The 17756-nt window shown below is 51.1% G+C and carries 13 protein-coding genes, 1 pseudogene and 1 riboswitch; of the genes and pseudogenes, 12 read left to right on the top strand and 2 right to left on the bottom strand.

Annotation, left to right across the window (positions count from 1 at the left end):
• The first annotated feature begins 45 nt into the window (after positions 1 to 45).
• Positions 46 to 729, top strand: coding sequence for an N-acetylmuramoyl-L-alanine amidase family protein (locus B9L19_RS17450; RefSeq protein WP_025950346.1), 684 nt, complete (start codon positions 46 to 48; stop codon positions 727 to 729).
• Positions 730 to 854: 125 nt separating this feature from the next.
• Positions 855 to 2183 (top strand): S8 family peptidase, encoded by a 1329-nt coding sequence (locus B9L19_RS17445; protein ID WP_047752399.1) that lies wholly within the window; start codon positions 855 to 857, stop codon positions 2181 to 2183.
• An 18-nt stretch (positions 2184 to 2201) separates the two neighbouring features.
• Here B9L19_RS17445 and ltaS read toward each other — a convergent pair whose 3' ends face one another.
• On the bottom strand, positions 2202 to 4157 hold the full coding sequence (ltaS, locus tag B9L19_RS17440; RefSeq protein ID WP_025950344.1) for a lipoteichoic acid synthase: 1956 nt from the start codon (positions 4155 to 4157) through the stop codon (positions 2202 to 2204).
• 450 nt (positions 4158 to 4607) lie between these two features.
• On the opposite strand from ltaS, the gene B9L19_RS17435 reads away from it, so the two are divergent.
• From B9L19_RS17435 to B9L19_RS17410, 6 genes and pseudogenes are all read left to right on the top strand, one after another.
• Positions 4608 to 5945, top strand: coding sequence for a TrkH family potassium uptake protein (locus tag B9L19_RS17435; protein WP_025950343.1), 1338 nt, complete (start codon positions 4608 to 4610; stop codon positions 5943 to 5945).
• 150 nt (positions 5946 to 6095) lie between these two features.
• A riboswitch (cyclic di-AMP (ydaO/yuaA leader) is annotated at positions 6096 to 6236 on the top strand.
• Between the two features lie 101 nt (positions 6237 to 6337).
• Complete coding sequence (locus B9L19_RS17430; protein WP_025950342.1) at positions 6338 to 8173, top strand: APC family permease; 1836 nt, start codon at positions 6338 to 6340, stop codon at positions 8171 to 8173.
• A 105-nt stretch (positions 8174 to 8278) separates the two neighbouring features.
• A complete protein-coding gene (gene ytaF / locus B9L19_RS17425; protein ID WP_025950341.1) occupies positions 8279 to 8917 on the top strand; it encodes a sporulation membrane protein YtaF in 639 nt (212 codons plus the stop codon).
• A 63-nt stretch (positions 8918 to 8980) separates the two neighbouring features.
• Positions 8981 to 9965, top strand: a pseudogene (locus tag B9L19_RS17420) (sporulation protein).
• A 179-nt stretch (positions 9966 to 10144) separates the two neighbouring features.
• Positions 10145 to 11083, top strand: a complete 939-nt coding sequence (locus B9L19_RS17415) for an ROK family protein (RefSeq protein ID WP_025950339.1) — start codon at positions 10145 to 10147, stop codon at positions 11081 to 11083.
• Positions 11084 to 11432: 349 nt separating this feature from the next.
• Positions 11433 to 12254 (top strand): undecaprenyl-diphosphate phosphatase, encoded by an 822-nt coding sequence (locus tag B9L19_RS17410; RefSeq protein WP_025950338.1) that lies wholly within the window; start codon positions 11433 to 11435, stop codon positions 12252 to 12254.
• A 300-nt stretch (positions 12255 to 12554) separates the two neighbouring features.
• On the opposite strand, the gene B9L19_RS17405 is transcribed toward B9L19_RS17410, so the two are convergent.
• Entirely contained in the window at positions 12555 to 13628 is a 1074-nt protein-coding gene (locus tag B9L19_RS17405; RefSeq protein ID WP_047752398.1) for an undecaprenyldiphospho-muramoylpentapeptide beta-N-acetylglucosaminyltransferase, read from the bottom strand.
• Positions 13629 to 13905: 277 nt separating this feature from the next.
• Between B9L19_RS17405 and B9L19_RS17400 the strand changes: the two genes are divergently transcribed.
• The 4 genes from B9L19_RS17400 (at position 13906) to B9L19_RS17385 (ending at position 17753) form a co-directional block, all read left to right on the top strand.
• Positions 13906 to 14634 (top strand): polysaccharide deacetylase family protein, encoded by a 729-nt coding sequence (locus B9L19_RS17400; RefSeq protein WP_025950336.1) that lies wholly within the window; start codon positions 13906 to 13908, stop codon positions 14632 to 14634.
• A gap of 10 nt (positions 14635 to 14644) precedes the next feature.
• Complete coding sequence (locus B9L19_RS17395; RefSeq protein WP_011229731.1) at positions 14645 to 15241, top strand: DedA family protein; 597 nt, start codon at positions 14645 to 14647, stop codon at positions 15239 to 15241.
• Between the two features lie 12 nt (positions 15242 to 15253).
• Positions 15254 to 16396, top strand: a complete 1143-nt coding sequence (locus tag B9L19_RS17390; protein WP_025950335.1) for an MGDG synthase family glycosyltransferase — start codon at positions 15254 to 15256, stop codon at positions 16394 to 16396.
• 253 nt (positions 16397 to 16649) lie between these two features.
• Complete coding sequence (locus tag B9L19_RS17385) at positions 16650 to 17753, top strand: D-alanine--D-alanine ligase (RefSeq protein WP_047752397.1); 1104 nt, start codon at positions 16650 to 16652, stop codon at positions 17751 to 17753.
• The last annotated feature ends 3 nt before the right edge of the window (positions 17754 to 17756 follow it).

The raw sequence follows: 17756 nt of genomic DNA, 5'->3' as shown, positions 1-17756 counted from the left end.
CTTATCCTAATAGTGACATATTCCGGATGTGAAAGGAGAAGAAAGATGGTTAAAATTTTTCTCGATCCAGGTCACGGTGGGAACGATACCGGCGCGGTCGGCAACGGGTTGTTGGAAAAAGACATTACGTTGTTTATCGCTCTTGAAATCAACCGTCTGCTGCAAAATGAGTATGAAGGAGTTTTCGTGCAGTTGAGCCGGACAAAAGATGAAACGGTGTCACTTGATGAGCGGACGGACCGGGCCAATCAATGGGGGGCGGATGTATACGTCGCGATTCACGTGAATGCCGGTGGCGGCACGGGGTATGAAGATTATATTTATAATCGGCTCGATGACGATTCGGCAACAGCCCGCATCCGTGATGCCATTCACGAAGAAGTCGTCAAAGCTACAGGATTTCGCGACCGCGGGAAAAAGAAAGCAAACTTCCATGTGCTGCGCGAAACAGCGATGCCGGCGGTGCTCACGGAGAACGGATTTATTGATCGAAAAGAGGATGCAGAAAAATTGAATGACACCCAATTTTTGCGAACAGTCGCCCGTGGGCACGTAAACGGAATTGCACGGGCATTGGATCTGACAAAAAAATCAAACCTCTCTTTAACTCGTGTGACGGTGGATGGAACGCAAGTCGGGGCATTTGCGGAGAAGGAAAATGTGTTGCGCCAAGTGGAGCGTTATTTAGGAAAAGCAAAATACATTGTGTTGGAGCGGATTGGAATGTAAATAAGAAAGGCTTGCCTAGTTTTCGCTGGGCGAGCTTTTTGTTTGTTTGTCTTGGTGAGCTCGCCGCTTCTTTCGCGATCTTTCCCTCATATGAGTATAGCGAAACACGCAAGGAGGGGAAGAATGTGTTCACCTATTCGATCGTGCAGCTCGCTCGCCGCCATGCAGCGCGGCTTGACCGTCCGCTTCGTCATGCGCTTGTGAATATGTATAAGCCGATGACACGAATGCCGTGCATTTTTCACCGCTGGATGGAGCAGTGGTTGCGAAAATGGAGGACCGTTTCTGTTTTGATCGAGGTTGAAGGCACAGAGGGCATTGAGGCGCTGGCCAAAGCGGAGCGGGATCATTTCCGCATGAAACTGCATCACCATTTCCGCCATGTCCCGCTATGGAGCGCACGGGTGACTCCGGCAGCGATTGAGCAGCTGCTCGAGCATCCGAAAGTGAAAAAAGTGTACCTCAATCGGCAGGTCAAGGCGCTGTTAAACAATGCAGTCCCATCGGCCAATGCTAAACATGTGGCTGTCAACGGAACGGAGTTAAGCGGAAAAGGAGTGACGATCGCCATTGTCGACACAGGCATTTACCCGCACCCGGACTTGGAGGGGAGGATTGCCGCCTTTGTCGATTTTGTCAATGGGCGCACAACCCCGTATGATGACAACGGCCACGGTACGCATTGCGCCGGCGATGCGGCGGGAAATGGGCGCATGTCCGCTGGACTGTATGCCGGCCCGGCGTATGAGGCAAACCTCATCGGTGTTAAAGTGCTTAATCGTTCAGGGAGCGGGACGTTGGAAACGATTATGCGCGGCATTGAATGGTGCATGGATTACAATAAGAAAAACTCGACCAAGCGAATCCATATTATTTCCTTATCGCTCGGAGGGGAACCGCAGCCGTTTCCGATAGAAAATGATGATCCACTCGTGCAAGTCGCGGAGCGGGCGTGGGAGCAGGGCATTGTCGTCTGTGCGGCGGCAGGGAATGAAGGGCCGAGTTACGGCACGATTGCCAGTCCGGGCATTAGCGACCGCATCATTACCGTGGGTGCTCTTGACGATCACGATACGGCGGCAACGCGCGCCGACGATGAGGTGGCGTCGTTTTCGAGCCGAGGGCCGACCGAGTACGGGGTGACAAAACCGGATCTCGTCGTTCCCGGGGTCAACATTATCTCGCTTCGCGCCCCGCGTTCATTTCTTGACAAGATGAATAAGCAAAGCCGGGTTGGTGACCATTATATATCGATGTCCGGCACGTCGATGGCGACGCCGATTTGCGCCGGCATTGTCGCGTTGATGCTTCAGGCCAAACCCAATGCAACGCCGGATGAAATCAAGCAGGCGCTGAAAGACGGCGCCGATTTGTGGAAAGGGCGCGACCCGAACATATACGGAGCGGGCTATGTCAATGCGCAGCGGGCTATCGAACGGCTATTGCAGAGCTGAGAAAAAAGAGGGAGGCGATCATTGATCGCTTCCCTCTTCACGGTTATTGTAGTCATATTTTGACGGATCGACCGGTTTGAAGCCTTTCGGTGTATAGAACCGGAGCAAATCGCCGTAGACGACTTTATCCGATAGGTCAAGCTTGGTGCGGACAATTTGTTCGAGCCGCTGAATTTCCGGCGTGCTTTCAAGAGGTTCACCTGTTTTCGTGTCATAGTATTTGCCGTTGACCGCTGTCACCTTCGGCGTGACAAAGTCGCCGTTGCGGAACGGAACGATTTCTTGATGTTCGGGTGACAGCAAATCTGTTCCAAAATGGACGTAATTTTTTGTATCAATGCCCAGCAGGTGCAAGACCGTCGGCAACAAATCGATTTGGCCGCCAAACTCGTGCATGACGCCGCCTTTTATGCCCGGCACGTGGATGAATAGCGGCACCCGCTGCAATTGCGCATGTTCATACGGCGTAATTTCTTTTCCTAAAATTTGCGCCATGGCTTTGTTATGGTTTTCCGAAATGCCGTAATGGTCGCCATATAAGATGATGACGGAGCGGTCGTACAGACCCGATTTTTTCAAGTAGTCAAAGAACTCTTTCACTGCTTCATCCAAATAGCGTGCCGTTTGGAAATACCGGTCGACCGAGCCGTCGCCTGTCGTCGCCGGCGGGATCGTCGCATCTTCCTCGCTGATCGGGTACGGGAAGTGGTTCGACAGCGTAATAAATTTCACATAGAACGGTTCTTTCAAGGTTTCTAACAGCGGGATTGACTCCCGGAAGAACGGTTTATCTTTCAGACCGTAGTTCAAGACGTCCTCGTCGTTCATATCGTAGTAGCTGGCGTCAAAGAAATGGTCAAAGCCGAACGACTTGTAAATTTCATCGCGGTTCCAGAACGTTTTGTAGTTGCCGTGGAAGACGGCGCTTGTATAGCCGTATTGGTGCAAAATGGCCGGAGCCGCCTGATACGTGTTTTGTCCTTTCGTCGTAAAGACAGCGCCTTGCGGCAAGCCAAACAGCGAGTTTTCGAGCATAAACTCCGCATCCGACGTTTTCCCTTGTCCTGTTTGATGGAAGAAGTTATCGAAATAGAACGTGTTCGGATCGCGGGTGAGCGAGTTTAAGAACGGGGTGACTTCTTCACCGTTCAACTTATAGTTAATCACGAAGTTTTGCAGCGACTCTAAATGAATGTAAATGACGTTTTTCCCTTTCGCCACGCCGAAATATTTCGGGTTCGGTTTGGCATATGTCGCCTGCACATAGTTCAGTACCGTCGTGATATCGCTTTTGTTCGCAAACGCCCGCTGCGTCGATGATTTCATGCTTTGGAACGCATCGTAAATCAAATAGTTGTACACGCCTAAATATTTGACGATATAGTTGCGGTCGAACGTTCTTGTCAAGAGCTGCGGGCGGTCGGTCTCAGCGAGCGCCAAGTTGATGCTGAACATCAGAATGGCCGAAGCGAAAATGGCGCCTTTTTTGAATCGGCCGGCCTGCACTTCCGGGAGCGAGAATCGCTTCGAGAAAACGATCACCGCCAAAATGATCGTATCCAAGAAATAGAACACGTCATACCAGCGGAGCAACTCCCAAATGCTTCTGCCGAGATCGCCGAAGTTTTTCGTTTGCGTCAACGTCGGGAATGTAATAAAATCGCTGAAAAAACGATAATAAACGATATTGGCGTATAGAACGAACGATAAGACGAAATTAATAATAATGAGCCATTTGTACACACGCGTTTCCTTGGCCAACAGCGCCAACCCAAGGAAGAATACCGCCGAACTGAGCGGGTTGATGAACAATAAAAATTCCTGCATGGAGTTGCTGATGCCAAGGTTAAATTCCGCTAAATAGACGGCGTACGTCTTCAACCAAAATAAGAGCACGGCAAAAATAAAAAAGCCAATGTATTGGTTAGGGAGAGAACGACATTTTTTCAACCATTTTTCCCAAATTGCCTTCACGTCCTCTTCTCCTCCTTTGCCTCGTATTCTTAACGATGCTTCTATGTTTATATCAACAGCCATTGCCCACAGCAACAAACGTTTTATTCTTACATGATTTTACATTGGAACGTCTCCATGTCAAGTAGCATAATACGTCTGTTGCCAAAAGTCAATGGAATGTTTTGATGGGACTGGTGCAAGCCCCCTTCCGCGCTTCAATGCCTGTGTGGTCTCAGTCGGACTGCCATTCGCCATTCATATAGACGAACGGAGACGGAAAAGGTTTCAATGCATCCACATTCTTGAAGCCGGTGGCCATGCCCTTTATCCATTTTATTATGCAGAAAGAATGTTATGATGAAAATGGTTTAGAGTACCCGAACAAGCTTGTTTTTGGTATATTTTTTCTATGCATCATCCACAACTATAAAGAGGCGATTATGTGAGCGAGGGGGAAGGGATGGGGCTTTGAATACGAACCGTAAATTTTTCGATCCGCCGAAAGTATTAGTGTCCGGCTTTGCCTTGATTATTTTGGTTGGAACTTTCTTGTTGATGCTGCCGACGGCGACCGTTGGCGGGAAAGGACTTCCGTTTTTAGACGCCTTGTTTACGGCGACGTCTGCTACGTGCGTGACCGGACTTGTTGTGGTTGATACGGGGACGACGTTCACGTTGTTCGGCCAGCTGGTCATTTTAGCGCTCATCCAAGTGGGCGGGCTTGGATTTATGACATTTGCTACGTTGTTTGCCTTTTTGCTTGGCAAGCGGATTTCCTTGAAAGAGCGGTTGTTGCTGCAAGAGGCGCTCAATCAGCTGAGCATCGAAGGGATTGTTCGGCTCGTGAAACGCATTCTCGTTTTTACCGTCGTTATTGAGGGCATCGGCGGATTGCTGTTGGCGATTCGTTTCTCGTTCGATATGCCGTTTTGGAAAGCCGTTTACTTTGGGTTCTTTCATGCGATTTCCAACTTTAACAACGCCGGCTTTGACTTGATGGGCGAGTTTCGCAGTTTGACCGGCTATGTGGAAGATCCGGTCGTGAGCCTTGTCGTGCCGATTTTAATTATACTAGGCGGCATCGGATTTATTGTCATGAATGAAGTGTATGAGTACCGGCAAACACGGCGGCTGTCTCTTCATACGAAGGTGGTGGTCATCACGACGGCATGGCTGGTGTTTGTCAGCATGGCGCTGATATTGCTGCTGGAGTGGAACAATCCGAAGACGATGGGGCCGCTGTCGCTCTCAGGCAAGTTTTTGTCCGCGTTTTACCAAGCGGTCACTCCGAGAACGGCGGGCTCGAATACGCTCAACATCCCGGATTTGACGCAACCGACGCTGTTTTTGATCGTGTTTCTCATGTTTGTCGGCGCTTCCCCGGGTTCGACGGGCGGAGGAATCAAAACAACGACCTTTACGACGTTGCTCGGCGCGGTTTGGTCGCAAATCCGCGGGAAGGAAGACGTCGTTTTGTTCCGAAAACGAATCGTCTACGATACGGTATACAAGTCGCTGACCGTGACGATGAGCGGATTGTTTGTCGTCATGCTTGTGACGATGGTGTTGACGATTACCGAAAAGGGAAAAGACTTTTTAATGATTTTATTCGAAGCGACATCGGCGTTTGGGACTGTTGGACTATCGATGGGATTAACCCCTGAATTGTCTCCGCTTGGAAAAGCGATCATTATTTTCACGATGTTTGCCGGCCGCGTAGGCCCGTTGACGATCGCTTATGCGGTCACGCTGCGCCGTCAGCCTGATCCATTCCGCTATCCGAAAGGGAAAATGATGATTGGATGAGTGAAAAACAGAAAAATGTCGGGAGCGTGAGCGAAGGGAAAATAATAAAGGAAAAATAAGCCCAAAAGCCCAGAAATTCGCTGTTTTCCCCCTTTTTCAAGGTTGGCGGAGGGACAAGCAAAGGGGTAAGATATGGAAGCAAGAATAACTTGATACGATGCGCTGAATCCGGCATGGAGCCGGGGACCCGATTTGGCAGCGTCTGCTGTCTTGGGGTGAATCCGACCAGGAAGGGCATCTCTCCAAGCCCGAACCCGACAGCTAACCTCGCAAGCGCTTTGGGGAGGGACGAAGTATGGCCTTAGAACATTTGTAGCCGTTGAGTGCGTCCTCAGCGGTTTTTTCTTTTGAATCAATGAGTCAACTCTTATGCTTTTGGGAGGAACGGAAGCATGGCTTCGTTAAAACGTTTGTTGATCGGGAAACCGATGGAAACGAAACAGTTGAAACATGAAAAATTGCCCAAGTGGAAGGCATTGGCCGTTTTTTCTTCCGATGCCCTGTCATCGGTGGCTTACGCGACGGAAGAAATTTTGCTTGTGCTTGCTTTATTAGGGACAAGCGTCTTTTTCTATTCGCTGCCGATCGCGGTGGCGATTTTAGTATTGCTCTTGTTAGTGACCTTGTCGTATCGGCAAATCATTTACGCGTTTCCGTCTGGAGGCGGGGCGTATGTGGTCGCCCGCGACCATTTGGGGACGAACATTAGTTTAGTGGCCGGGGCAGCGCTTATGATCGATTATATCTTGACGGTCGCTGTCAGCATCAGCTCCGGCGTCGCTGCGCTGACATCGGCGTTTCCGGGGTTGCTGCCATGGAAAGTAGAGCTCGCTGTCGCCCTTGTCTTGCTTTTGATGGTGCTCAATTTGCGGGGCATTACCGAATCTGCGACTGTCTTCGCCTATCCGACGTATGTGTTCATTGGCTTCGTTCTTGTCATGATCGCTGTCGGCGGGTGGCAGTTGTGGCATGAAGGATGGCATGGGTTTACGATGCACGAACATGCTTCCACGGCTCACATGTTTGCGTCCGGTTATAGTTTGTTTATTTTGCTGCGCGCCTTTTCGTCGGGATGTTCGGCGATGACCGGGGTCGAAGCCATCAGCAACGGTGTGCCGGCGTTTCGGCCGGACAGCTCGAAAAACGCCGCCATTACCATGGGATGGATGTCGGCGCTGCTTGGCGTGATGTTTTTAGGCATCACCGTGTTGGCAGCTGGGTTTGGCGTTACTCCGGCTGAACATCAAACGGTCATTTCGCAAATCGGACGTCATGTATTTGGGAATGGTCTTGTGTTTTATTTGTTTCAGCTGGCGACGATGGTCATTTTAGTGCTCGCGGCGAATACGAGTTTTGCCGGGTTTCCGCAGCTGACGTCGATTATGGCGAAGGACGGTTTTTTGCCGAGAAGCTTGGCGGCCCGGGGCGATCGCCTCGTGTTTTCCAATGGCATCATGTTGTTGAGCGTGCTGGCGATCGTATTGATCATCGCGTTTCATGCCAAAACTCATTCGCTCATCCCGCTTTATGCGGTTGGCGTCTTTCTTTCCTTCACCATCGGCCAGAGTGGGCTGATTAAAAAATTATGGAATCGGCAAGAAGGACGGAAGTTCGGCGTGCTGCTCACCGTCGGAACGGGAGCGGTGGTCACCGGGATGGTCACGCTCGTCACGATGGTCGCTAAATTTACGCAAGGAGCGTGGATCGTCATTGTGGCGATTCCGCTGTTCGTCTGGATGTTCAGCCGAATTCACGAGCATTACAAAAAACTTGGCGAGCAGCTGCGGCTTGACGAACGGGAGCGGCAACAGCGCGAGAAACTGTTGAAACCAAAAGTCATTATTCCCATTTCCGGCGTCAGCAAAGTGGTCGCCCAATCCGTTCAGTACGCCCGCAGCATTTCCGACGACATTACGGCACTGTCGATTATTTTCGACGAAAAAGACGAACAAAAGCTGCGGCAAAAGTGGGAGAAGTTTTATCCGGACATTCCGTTGAAAGTCATCTATTCACCGTACCGAACCATTTTGTCGCCATTGTTAGAATACATCACGAAAGCGGAAAAAGAAGCAGACCGCGCACCGGTGACGGTGCTCTTGCCTCAATTTATCGTGAAAAAATGGTGGCATACATTTTTGCATAACCAAACAGCCATCATTTTGCGCTTTTTCTTGATCATGAAAAAAGATGTTGTCATTGCGACGCTGCCGTATCATTTGCGGGAATAATGTCGAGAAAAGGGGAAACATTTCCCCGGAAATCGATGCGTGTCGAATGGCAAGAAAGTCCCCTCTCCGTACGGAATTGCATATTGTACGGCAGGGGGGATTCATATGTGGTTATGGGTGTCCATGATTTTGCTCGCTTTCAGCGTGAGCATGGACAGCTTGAGCGTAGGCATTACGTATGGAATGGGTGGTGTCCGTTTCTCCTTTGTTTCGTTGGCGCTGATCGCATCCATGTCCGGGGCGGTGGTGTTTGCATCCATGAACATCGGCCGCCTGTTGGCGCTTTTTTTGCCGTTGCAAGTCGAGCGAGGGCTTGCTTCGGTCATTCTCATGGCGCTTGGCGGTTGGGCGATTTATAACGTCTATAAACCAAAGGGAGACGGAAGCGAGTTTTCGATGGAGCCTGATCGAGCAGGGGAGGCTAACCGATTCAGCGGCGCTGTTCAAGTATTGAAGCGCCCCGAACTTGGCGATCTTGATCGTTCAGGCACGATCAGTCAAAAAGAAGCGTTATTAATCGGCATTGCTCTTTCGATGGATTCATTTGGCGCCGGGGTCAGTTCGTCGCTTTTGCATTTTCCGCCGCTTTCGTTTGCCCTGCTGGTTGGCGTGTTTAATCTTGTGTTCATCCGGCTCGGCTTATCGTTGGGGTATATGGTGTCGAAAACGGGAATCATGAAAAGGGCGACCATGCTGCCTGGGGTTGTGTTGATCGTCTTGGGGTTGATCAAATTATTTCGGTGACACCATTTTGGCGGCTTGTTCGTAATTCAAGTGTGAATAGGATGAAAAAAGGAGAGAGGTCCGATGTGGAAAAAGTTTTTATCGAGACTCGGCATTGGCGCTGCAAAAGTGGATCTCGTGCTGCATCGCCCGCATGTGCGCCTTGGCGAAACGTTGGAAGGGGAATTTTTGCTGGAAGGTGGTTCAGTCGCCCAACACATTCGGAACCTAGATGTCGTATTGCAATTTGGAAGTGCACGCGGAAGGAAAGGCATATCGCAAAACCGCGGCGGTGATCCCGGTCGCATCCTCGTTTGCGATTCAGCCTGGCGAGCGGAAAGTGCTGCCGTTTTCGTACACACTGCCGCACCATTTGCCGATCAGCCGCCCCACGGTCCGTTATACGTTCGTCACCCGGCTCGATATTGCCGATGGGGCGGATGCATATGACCAAGACGCCATTCACATTTTGCCGCCGACCGCCTTGGAGCAAGTGTTTTCCGCATTGGCAGCCTTGGGTTTTCGTGAGAAACCGGCATCTGGGAGCATTACACCGTACGGACAAGAATTTTCATTCTTCCCAACGGGTGAGTTTCAAGGGATCGTCCAGGAGGTTGAGTTTTTTGCCCTTGTCGAGGGAGAAGGGGTGCGTTTGTATATGGAGGTCGACGTCCGCCACGGCTTTGGCGGGGAACGCGAAATGAAACGGGAGCTGTTGATGACTCACGAACAGCTTCGCGATTCGGCGACGGCAGCCCGTCTGCTTCGAGAAGCCATCGAAGAGGCGGTGCAGGCGGCTGGGGCGTTCGCCCAGCTGAGCGGGCATCCGTTGGCAACGCCGCATTCGCCAATCTATAGCCATCCCGTAGGCCATGATTCACCCGTCCATCATTCGCGCCATGGCGGACATGGGTGGGCTGGCGCCATTGGCGGATTTGCGGCCGGGATGTTGGCGGGAATGGTGGCAGAGGAGCTGCTCGATGATGTCATTGATGATGTGGCTGACGGTCTGGATGTCGATGACTGGTTTGACGGCGGCGATGGATTTGATGGCGGGGATTGGCTGTAAACAGGATGGAAGAAGGCGTTTCGCCTGAGGCGGGACGCCTTTTTTGCTGGTGCAGAAAGCTCGGACATTGCAGCGGGGAGGAGCGGATGGACCGACGGCGAATACATAAAAGCGGAGAAACAGCTAAGCCGAATGGAGCTAGAAGAGAGGAAAGATAAAAAACGAAGGAGGCGTCATCGGTGCGTTACTATATCGTTTTTGATATTGGCGGCACATATGTCAAACATGCCGTCATGAACGAGCATGGCGACTTTTTCGAAAAAGGGCGTTACCGTTCGGAGCGGCATGACTTTCATCAATTTCGCGATGACTTGCTTAACGTCGTCCGCCAGGCGCAGGCCAACTATCCACTTTCCGGCATTGCGATCAGTTCCGCAGGAAGCGTGGATAGCGACATCGGCGTCATCGGCGGAAGCAGCGCCTTGCCTTGTATTCACGGTCCCAACTTTAAAGACGTATTCGGCGGGGCAACGGGCCTGCCGGTAGAGATGGAAAATGACGCGAATTGCGCGGCGCTTGGCGAGTTATGGAAGGGGGCGGGCCGGGGCTGCCGCGACATCGCCTTTGTCATTGTCGGCACCGGCATTGGCGGGGCGATCGTGAAAGACGGACGTATCCATAAAGGGGCGCATTTGCACGGCGGGGAATTTGGCTATATGGTGATGGATGTCCGCTATGAGAACGGAAGGATCGAATGCAAAACATGGAGCGAACTGGCGGCGACAAGCGCGTTGATCCGGATGGCGGCTGAGGAAAAGGGGATGCCGGAGAGGGAGTTGGACGGAGAAAAAGTATTTGCGCTGGCCGAGAGCGGCGATGAAGCCGCGCAAAAGGCCATTGACCGGTTTTATTTTTCATTGGCCCAAGGGATTTTTAACTTGCAGTACGGATATGACCCGGAAAAAATCATTTTAGGCGGAGCCATTAGCAGCCGCCCCGATTTCGTCGACGAAATCAACAAGCGGCTTTCGGTGTTATTGTCGCTTGTTCCCATTGCCAAAGTCCAGCCGGTGGTGGAGACGTGCCAATTCAAAAACGATGCGAACTTGCTCGGTGCTTTGTATCATTACTTAGAGCGGCGTGGGGAGTTAGGGGAAGCGTCCGGTCCGTCCCATTAAGCAGCAACGGGAAGTCGACTGTTCTGTCTTGAAAAAAAGGTCGCTGACTATATACATGCTCATTGAAAAATTAACATTTGCTTTCTCCTTCAACTAACTTCCTCCCCCCATAGCTCAGCTTGTAAATTGAGCCCACAGGATCTTTGAAGGAAGTGCTGCAGCGCTTAGGGTGTGCAGGATAACGGAGAGGTTAACTCTTCATGTTGCATGTATGTAGAAAAAGCGCGGGTAGTACAAGACAAAGATTTGTAGTACAATAGAGCAGGCGCGGCCAAAAGCGGAGTGCTATTCCACCCGCTTGGCCCATATGTATAGAAAGGACGACCTCGCGCAGAAAGGATGGAAGGACATGCACTGGATGGAATTATGGAAGGCGATTATTTTAGGGATGGTCGAAGGGCTGACCGAGTTCGCTCCTGTTTCCTCGACCGGCCATATGATTATGGTCGACGATCTTTGGCTGAAATCCACAGAGTTTTTAGGCAAGTACGCGGCGAATACGTTTAAAGTCGTCATCCAGCTCGGCTCGATTTTAGCCGCTGTGGTCGTGTTTAAAGACCGATTTCTCGACTTGCTTGGCGTTCGCGGCCGTCATCCGGGCGGACATCCGCGCCTTAACCTCATTCACGTCATCATTGGCCTGGCGCCGGCTGGGGTGCTCGGCGTCTTGTTTGAAGATTACATCGATGAACATTTGTTTTCGACCAAAACGGTGCTGATCGGCCTTGTGCTCGGCGCGTTGCTTATGATTGCCGCCGACCAATTCGCCAAAAAAGCCGCGCGGACGCAGACGGTCGACCAAATTACGTACAAGCAGGCGTTTTTTGTTGGTTTGATGCAATGTTTATCCCTGTGGCCTGGCTTTTCCCGCTCCGGCTCGACGATTTCTGGCGGGGTGCTTGTCGGCATGAGCCATCGCGCCGCCGCCGATTTCACGTTTATTATGGCTGTTCCGATCATGGCGGGGGCGAGTGGGCTGTCGCTGTTGAAAAACTGGCAATACGTCACGGCCGCCGACATCCCGTTTTTCATTGCCGGCTTTTTGAGCGCCTTTGTCTTCGCCTTGCTCGCAATCCGCTTTTTCCTTGAGCTCATCAACCGCATCCGCCTCGTGCCGTTTGCGTTGTATCGGATCGTGCTGGCCGTTGTCATTTATTTCTTATACTTTTAGTCGCGCCGCCTGGTGGGGTTGTTCCGCCGGGCGGTTGTTTATCATCCTCCTTCACTCTGTTGGCTTGTGTACATTCCGCCTAGGAGGATAAAAGATAACGGATGGATTGTAAGGAAAAATATGCTTAGATTGGGAATAGCAAGTTGTTGAGAAAAGTAGAAAAAATGGTTGTTGCTTATCTGTACTATGAGTTATAATACAGATAAGCAGTTTAGGTGAGCCGTTTATTGGTCATTCCCATGCAAAACAAGGCGATGCCGAAAAACGGCCGTGGTTGGCCGCATCGGGCATCGCTTGTTTTTACCGGCGGGCGGTGTCTTGAATGATCGCAAGCAACGTTTGGAGCGGATCGCTTGCGCCGGCTTTCTCCATGTTTTTTCGGTAGCGGTCTTTGTTTTCATATAGGCGGTGAATGGCGGCTTGCAGCGATTCGTTCGTCAAGTCCTCTTCCATCAGCACTTCCGCATAGCCTGCTTTTTCAAACGAGCGGGCGTTTAGGATTTGGTCGCCGCGGCTTGCCGCTTTCGAGAGCGGGATGAGCAGCATCGGCTTGCGCAAGGCGAGCAGTTCGAAAATGGCGTTCGCCCCGGCGCGGGAGACGACGATGTCGGCTAAGGCGAGTAAGTGGGGCAGCTCTTCGTTGACGTATTCGAACTGTTTGTATCCGTTTTGGCCTTCGAGGTTTCGGTCGATGTTCCCTTTGCCGCAAATGTGGATGATGTCAAATTCGGCAAGAAGCGTCGATAGGTTGGCGCGCAAGGCATCGTTGATTGTTTTTGAGCCCAAGCTGCCGCCCATCGCCAGCAAGACCGGTTTTTTTCCGTCGAACTGGCACATCTTCCTCCCTTGCTCGGCGTTGCCATCCTTCAACTCTTCGCGGACAACGGCGCCGACATAGACGGCTTTATCGGCATTGACGTATTGTTTCGTTTCCGGGAAGGTGAGGCAGATTTTGGTCGCAAACGGCATGGCGATTTTATTCGCAAGCCCTGGGGTTAAGTCAGATTCATGGATCACTGAAGGCACGCCGTTCAGCCAAGCGCCGAGAATGACGGGAACGGAGACGAACCCTCCTTTGGAGAAAACGACGTCCGGTTTTTCTTTTTGGATTAGGCGGTACGCCTGCCAAACGCCTTTCAGCACGTTGAATGGATCTTTAAAGTTTTTCCAGTCAAAATAGCGGCGCAGTTTTCCGGTCGAAACCGAATAGTACGGGACGCCGTCGATGCGGCCGATAATCTCCCGTTCAATCCCTTGATGAGATCCGATGTAAACGATATCCCATCCAAGCTCTTTCAATTTTGGGATGAGGGCGACGTTGACCATCACGTGGCCGGCTGTGCCGCCGCCGGTTAAGATGATTTTTTTTGCCAATGCGGATCACCTGTCTTTTTTAATGGCTCATGTATCGTTTATGTATTATAGCAGATTCCACTTCGCTTTGGGAGGAAACCAAGCGATGGCGGTTTTCGTATAGGAAATAAAAAGACTGGACGGTCTGCATGAAATTTTCATGATTTTCTTTTCGGTTTCTCATTTGTTTGTTATATGATAAAACACCTATATCGTGATGATCGCGAATATAGAAAGTTCATTTTTCTATTTTCAGAGAGAAGAAATATTGGTAAAGTACAATCAAGAGGTGAATGCCATGTGGGCTTGGCTGTTTGTCTGCTTCATAGGGGGAATTGTCATTTATGGGATTGTACCGACGATCATTATTCGCAAAAAGCGGGTGCGTTTGTTTCGGGAGGGAACGGCATCCGATTGTCTGGCGCTGACGTTTGATGACGGCCCCGACCCGTATTATACGCCAAAGTTGCTTGATTTATTAAAGAAATATGGCGTGAAGGCGACGTTTTTCGTTGTCGGCCGCAAAGTCGAGCGCTATCCGGATATTGTGCGGCGGATGGCCGAAGAAGGCCATGAAATTGGGATTCATAATTACCGCCACATCAGCAATTGGCTGTTGCCGCCGCTTTGGTTGGATTGGGGGGTGCGCCGCGCCGCTAAGGCGATTGAGCGGGCGACAGGGAAACAGCCGATGTATTATCGCCCGCCGTGGGGGCATTTTAACGCTTGGACACCAATCGTGCAAAAGCGGTATACAACGGTGTTATGGTCGCATATTCTTGGCGATTGGAACGAAAAAATTGGTACAATGGAATTGTTCCGCCGCTTGCGTTCGTCCATACGCGGCGGGGCGGTGATTGTGCTTCATGACAATGGGGATGCGCTAGGTGCTGACAAACGCGCGCCAGAGCAAATGTTGTCAGCGCTCGAGCTGCTGTTTAAGGATGAAGCAGCGAAAAAGATGCGTTGGGTGACGATTACGGAATTGAGAAATGTGCAAACTAATACACAAATCTCGGCAATGTAGCGGGGGAGCTATGGATACAAGCGTATGGTTGCCGTATGTCCAGTCATACGGATATGTGATGCTGTTTTTCTTTTTGTTTTGCGGCATTGTCGGCATTCCGGCGCCGGAGGAAAGTTTGCTGTTTTTGGTCGGCGTGATGGTTGCCAAGGAGCAGTTGCTGCTTGGACCGTCGCTCGCTTCATGCTGGGGCGGGGCGATGGCCGGCATGGTGACGGCATACGGTGCCGGCCGGTGGTGGGGGGCGCCGTTTGTGCAAAAGTACGGCAAGTGCGTTGGAATTACGGCTGAACGTTGGGAGCGGGCTCGCCGATGGTTTGGCCGCTATGGCAAATGGGGGATTTTGTTCGGCTGTTATGCTCCCGGGGTGCGGCAAATTTGCCCGTATATGGCGGGAGTGAGCCGGTTTCCGTTCGGGCCGTTTTTGTTGCTGTCGGCGCTTGGAACGGCAGGTTGGGCCGTTCCGTTGACCGCGGCGGGGCTTTGGCTCGGCCAGCGCATCCATATCCCCCTGATTTCTTTTCCGCTTGCTGGTTTGGCGTTGTTTTTGCTTTTTTTGCTTGCGGCATGGGTTGGGCAGCGGAGGCGCAAAAAATCTTTCGAAAGCTAAAGGGTGCGATCGATGATGAAAGTATTGTTTTTGCCGCTGTTTCAAATGAATACGGGACACCATAAAGTAGCCGATACGTTGATGGATTTTTTGCGCCGCCAGTTTCCGGCGGTCGAAAGCAAAAAGATCGATTTTTTGAGCTATTGCAATGAACTGATGGAAAAAATGGTGTCAGAGGCCTACTTGCGCTGGATTCGCTCGCATCCTGCTTCGTACCACCGTGTGTACAAAACGCTGATGTACCAAGATCCGCCCCGGTTTGAGTTCATTTCGTTTGAGCCATGGCTGCCTTATTTTGAAAGCAAAATGAAAAAGATGGTGGAAGAAGAACAGCCGGATTTAATCGTCTGCACCCATTCGTTTCCGTCGCGCATTTTGCAGCGGCTGAAGCGAAAACGGGTGTTGACGGTTCCAGTTGTCAATGTCTACACCGACTTTTTTATGAACAGCATCTGGGGGAAACGGTTTATTGACTATCATTTTGTTCCCCATCAAGAGGCGAAATGGGAGCTGATCACAAAGTACGGGGTTGACAAAGGACGCATCATCGTCACTGGCATCCCAGTGCACGATGTGTTTATGAATCGGTCGGAAGCGAGACGCAAACGGCAGCCTGCTCATGTGCTTGTCGCCGGTGGAAACCAAGGGCTTGGCAATATGCTGGCGTTTTTGCGGGCGGCCCGCACGTCAACGTTGTTCCGCTATTCGGTGCTGTGCGGCGCCAATCGCCAGCTGTACGAGGAAATCGCCAGCTGGCAGCTGCCTCATATTCAGCCGCTTCCATACATCGCTGACCCGGAAGAGATGAATCGGCTGTATGAAGAGGCGGATGCCGTCATTACGAAACCAGGCGGGGTGACGGTCAGCGAGTTGCTTCATAAGCGCATTCCGATTTTTACGATCGATTGCTTGCCTGGGCAGGAGCGCATCAATTTGCAATATTTGCAGCAAAATGGTCTCATTTATCATTTGGTCGGGCCAGAAAGCAGCGAGCAGCACATGCTTCGCTTGTTGATGGATGACGTGGAGAAAAACCGGTTTTTCCGCCGTGTGTCCGATTATTTTGCCGGTGTGGAAAAAACGGCGCAAGAAGCGCTCGCCGAAGTGGTAGCGGCCATGCCGCAACGCATGGCTTGGCGCGTGTTGCATCCGTAGCGACAGAAGGTGTCCCAAAACGGTCGGGGCACCTTTTCTTATTCCTGTATATACGTGTAAAACAAATGCTGGAAAACGATATGTTGTGCTTTGTTGAAAGAAGAACCACCTTTTTAGACACCCTCACTTTTTTGTTCCTTATCGCTTATGGGGGGTGGCGAAACAACCTGCATCGTACATATAAAATATCAGACCGTTGGGCGCGAAACGTGTTACAATAGGAACGATGGCCAAGGAAAGAGGAGGAACGATGATGAAAACGAGAGTTGGCGTGTTATACGGCGGCAAATCACCGGAGCACCAAGTATCGTTGTCGACGGCGATGGCGGTGATGAACGCCATTGATCCTCATAAATTCGATGTCATTCCGATTTATATTACACCGGAAGGTCAATGGATCAAGGGCGAACAACTGACCGGACCGATCGAGGAAATCAAGCAGCTGCAATTCACTTCGGCGGCGACCGCCTTGATACCGGTTTCCTTGAACCAAGTTCCGGCTGCCGATTCGGCTGCGGCAGGAAACGAGGAAATGATCGATGTCATTTTCCCGCTTTTGCATGGGCCGAACGGCGAAGACGGAACGGTGCAAGGGTTGCTTGAGATATTGAACATTCCGTATGTCGGCAACGGGGTGCTTGCTTCCGCGGTCGGCATGGATAAGGTGATGATGAAAAACTTGTTTGCGCAGGCCGGGTTGCGCCAAGCAAAATATATCGCCGTGACGAAGTACGATTGGCAAAAAAGCGGCGAAACGGTGTATGACCGGATCGAACAAGAGCTTGGCTACCCGTGCTTTGTCAAGCCAGCCAACGCCGGTTCGAGCGTCGGCATTTCCAAATGCAAGCAGCGCGGCGATTTAAAAGCCGCATTTATCGAGGCATTTCAGTATGACCGAAAAATTATTATTGAAGAGGCGATTGTCGGCCGCGAAATTGAAATCGGCGTGATCGGAAATGATGAGCCGATTTGTTCGGTCGTTGGCGAAATTGTTCCCAAAAAGGAATTTTATGACTATGAAGCGAAATACGAAGACGGGCAAACCGAATTGATCATCCCAGCGGACGTAACGAAAGAACAGTATGAGACGATCAAACAAATGGCCATTACGGCGTTTCAGGCGCTGGATTTGTCTGGACTTGCGCGCGTCGATTTTTTCCTCGCCGAAGATTGCGCTGTTTATATCAACGAAGTGAACACGATGCCAGGCTTTACGCCATACAGCATGTTCCCGCTTCTTTGGCAGCACAGCGGTGTGCCGTACCCGGAGCTGATTGAACGGCTTATCGCGCTCGCATTGGAACGACATCAAGAAAAGCAGACGATCACGTACACGTTCAAAAAAGAAAAGAGGTGAGAG

The sequence above is a fragment of the Geobacillus thermocatenulatus genome (assembly GCF_002217655.1).
Classification (GTDB): Bacteria; Bacillota; Bacilli; order Bacillales; family Anoxybacillaceae; genus Geobacillus; species Geobacillus thermocatenulatus.
The sequence above is the reverse complement of the archived record's forward strand: the minus strand, read 5'-3'. Positions and strand labels throughout refer to the sequence as shown.